This is a genomic window from Methylorubrum podarium, from assembly GCF_022179745.1.
Taxonomy (GTDB): domain Bacteria; phylum Pseudomonadota; class Alphaproteobacteria; order Rhizobiales; family Beijerinckiaceae; genus Methylobacterium; species Methylobacterium podarium.
This window is the reverse complement of record NZ_BPRD01000004.1, coordinates 1-3457: the sequence shown is the minus strand read 5'-3', so window position 1 is coordinate 3457 and position 3457 is coordinate 1. Positions and strand designations below refer to the sequence as shown.

2 protein-coding genes and 2 pseudogenes are annotated in these 3457 nt (G+C 69.9%); all 4 read right to left on the bottom strand.

Annotated elements, in window-relative coordinates; translation table 11 throughout:
* A pseudogene (locus tag MFF42_RS00245) lies at nt 1-180 on the bottom strand (sigma-54-dependent Fis family transcriptional regulator); the annotation flags it as partial.
* 211 nt (nt 181-391) lie between these two features.
* On the bottom strand, nt 392-2029 hold the full coding sequence (locus MFF42_RS00240; RefSeq protein WP_238253507.1) for an OFA family MFS transporter: 1638 nt from the start codon (nt 2027-2029) through the stop codon (nt 392-394).
* A gap of 662 nt (nt 2030-2691) precedes the next feature.
* On the bottom strand, nt 2692-3036 hold the full coding sequence (locus tag MFF42_RS00235) for a winged helix-turn-helix domain-containing protein (RefSeq protein ID WP_238253506.1): 345 nt from the start codon (nt 3034-3036) through the stop codon (nt 2692-2694).
* A 96-nt stretch (nt 3037-3132) separates the two neighbouring features.
* A pseudogene (locus MFF42_RS00230) lies at nt 3133-3457 on the bottom strand (gephyrin-like molybdotransferase Glp); the annotation flags it as partial.

Here is a 3457-nt window from a genome sequence, read left to right as displayed (position 1 = left end):
CAGCCGTCCCGCGGCGGCGGTATCGCCGACCGCCTCGACCCGCGCGCAGCGCGGCGCCAGCGTCCGGACCAGGAAGTTGCGCATGCCGGGCTCGTCGTCGACGACGAGGATGTGCGCCTTGGCGAGCCACGGGTCGCTGGTCGCAGCGGAAGCGTCTGTCGCGCCTGGGCCGTCTGTCATGGAACCGCGATCGGGCCAGCGGGAGGGGCTGCCGCAAGCAGGCCCGGAGCGACGCCTGCTTCGTGTCTCTCACAAAACTCCCGCTGCGCCGTCGCGGTCGAAGGAGACGCGGCCGGTGACCGGGAGTTTTGTGAGGCACTCTTAGAGGAATTTCCTCCCGCTGGCGATGCGCCGACCCGCCGGCACGGGGCCGGCGGGTTGCAGGGGCGCGTCAATGCAACAGGATCGCCGTCTTCTGGAGCGTAATCAGCACGCCGACCGCGAGCGGTACGCCGACCGCGGCCCAGGCCAGCACGACGAGCACGGGCGACGCCGTGGGCTCGGCCGTCGGCGTCGCGGCGAGCGACGCCTGCGCCTCGGGACGGACCGCGGCGGGGGCCGCCTTGTCCTCGGCCATGTAATGGCGCGCCGCGACCGGCCGGACCAGGAGGTTGCAGATCAGGCCGAGGACCAGGAGCCCGGCCAGGATGTACATGGTCTGGTTATAGGCCTGCGCGTTGGGCAGGCCCGCGGCGATCTGGTACTCGCGCAGGTAGTTGACGAGCACCGGGCCGAGGATGCCCGCCGTCGCCCAGGCGGTCAGCAGCCGCCCGTGGATGGCGCCGACCATCTTGGTCCCGAACATGTCGGCGAGATAGGCCGGCACCGTGGCGAAGCCGCCGCCGTACATCGAGATGATGATGCCGACCGCGAGCACGAAGAACAGCGTCGTGCCGAGACCCGCCAGCGTCGGCACCGCGGCGTAGAGCACGATGCCGAGGAGGAAGAAGATCGCGAAGGTGAGCTTGCGCCCGAGCTTGTCCGACGAGGTCGCCCACAGGAAGCGTCCGCCGATGTTGCACAGGCTGAGCAGCCCGGTGAAGCCCGCCGCGATGGCCGCGATCTGCGCCTTCTGCGCGGCATCGAGCTGGCCGAAGGGGATGTCGAGCCCGATCAGACGGCCGCCGAACATCTCCTGCAGCATCGGCGAGGCCATGCCGATAACGCCGATGCCGGCCGACACGTTGAGGCAGAGCGCGGCCCAGATCAGCCAGAATTGCGGCGTGCGGGTCGCGACGCCGAGATCGACGTTGCGCGAGGAGACCATGGCGCTCTTGGTCGTGGCGGGCGGCGTCCAGCCGGCCGGCTTCCAATCCTCCCGGGGCACCCGGTAGCCGAGGGCGCCCGCCGTCATGAACACGGCGTAGATCAGCGCCATCGCCACGAAGGTCTGCCAGACGCCGACGGAGGTCGGGCTGGCGAACTGGCGCATCAGCCAGTCGGCCAGCGGCGCGCCGATCATCGCGCCGCCGCCGAAGCCCATGATCGCCATGCCGGTGGCCATGCCGCGCCGGTCCGGGAACCACTTGATCAGCGTCGAGACCGGCGAGATGTAGCCGAGGCCGAGCCCGATACCGCCGATGACGCCGGAGCCGAGCCAGAGCATCCAGAGCTGGTGCAGGTTGACGCCGAGCGCGGAGATCAGCAGGCCGCCGCACCAGCAGAGCGCCGAGACGAGGCCGGCCTTGCGCGGCCCGGCGCGCTCCAGCCAGCCGCCCCAGATCGCCGCGGAGCAGCCGAGCAGGACGAAGAACAGCGTGTACATCCAGCCGAGCTGGCTGATCTTCCAGTCGCAGCCCGTCGCGACCAGGGAGCCGAGGAAGCCCATCTCAGCCGGGCAGGCGACCGGCTGCGTGATGCCGACGGCGCGCGAGAGCGGCAGCCAGAACACGCTGAAGCCGTAGGCCATGCCGATGCAGAGATGGATCGCGAGCGCGGCCGGCGGCACCAGCCAACGGTTGAAGCTGGGCGCGGCGACCGTGCGCTCGCGACTGAAAAAGCCGGGTTCGGCGGCGATGCTGACGGACATGGATCCTCCTGGCGCGGTTTCTCGAGGTGCGGTCTTCGCCGCACTTCGGAAATTGCGTCAGCAATGTCCGAGCCATTCGGGGAAATGCTGAATTTCGCGATGCTGCGCAGGAACTTGGACAAATCTGGCGTCGGATGGCGTCTGGACAATTTGTCGACTTTATCCGCCGGCTTTTCTCTTGAGAGTGGACAAAATGACCGTGCCGATCGCCTGCGCCCTGCCACGAGACGCGATGGCGTTGGGTTCGATGGCGACGTGGTGCAGGGCGGGGTTTCGAAGGGTTCCGCGGGTCTCCGCCGGGCCCGAGACGATCGTCCTCGGCTTTTCTCGACGCGGTTCCGGCCGGCGCCCTGACGATCGCCGCCGCCGGGATGCTGTTTCGAAGGTATGTCCTCATCCGTTTCCGGTTGATCACCTTTGGCCACGCCCCCTCTCCTCCCCGCAAGGGGGAGCGGACAGGCCATGCTCTTTCCGAAGCGATCAACCGGAAACCGGATCAAGCTCCGCCGTGCTCGGGATGCGCAGGATCGAGGCACGGCGGGGATCAGGCGCTGGTTGTGACGATGCATAGCGAGCGTCGCCCGTAAGCGTCCCGCACGACGGACAGGCACGCAGAGGGCAGTGAGCGAACCGATTTCGAGGGCCGCTGTCGCCCGCAGATCCTACACGGCCGGATCGGCCGGCTGCGTCAGGCGGGCGAGGAACGGCGCCGCTGCCTTCTCGGCGGCGCGCTCGATCGCCCGGTAATGCGCGATGACGTCGGTGCCGAAGGGCGAGAGCCGGGCGCCGCCGCCCGCCTTGCCGCCGATCTGGGCCTCGATCACCGGGCGCCCGAAGCCCTTGTTCATGTCCTCGACGAGGAGCCAGGCGCGGCGGTAGGACATGCCCAGCGCCCGGCCCGCCGCGGAGATCGAGCCGTGCTCGGCGATCGCTTCGAGGAGCTGGACCTTGCCGGGCCCGATCCGCCAATCCGGTCCGAGATCGATGCGGATGCTCAAGCGGGCCATCTCTCTCCTCGTGCTTTTCGAACCGTTCTAGGCGCCTGCACGGGCGAAGACGAGGCGGCATCGCGGGCGCCGGCCTCGGCCGATGCGCCCTCCCCTTCAGAAACCGGAACTGAGATCGAAGCGGAGGACCGCGACCGGCTCGCCCGGTGCGGCCGGAGGCGCGTCGGCCGGGCGGAGGACGAGGGCGTCGGCGAGGGCCAGCCCCGACAGCATCGCGTTGTCCTGGTCCGCCAGGACGGAAAATGTCGGCACGCCCCTCCCGTCACGGCCGAGCCGGCCCCGCAGGAACGTCGTGCGCGGCCCGGTCGCCGGCAGAGGCGTCGCCAGGACGGCGCGCTCGGGCGACGGCTCCGCCCATCCCGCCCCCGCCAGCCGCGACAATGCGGGTCCGAGGAAGAGAAGCGCGCTCACCAGGGCCGCC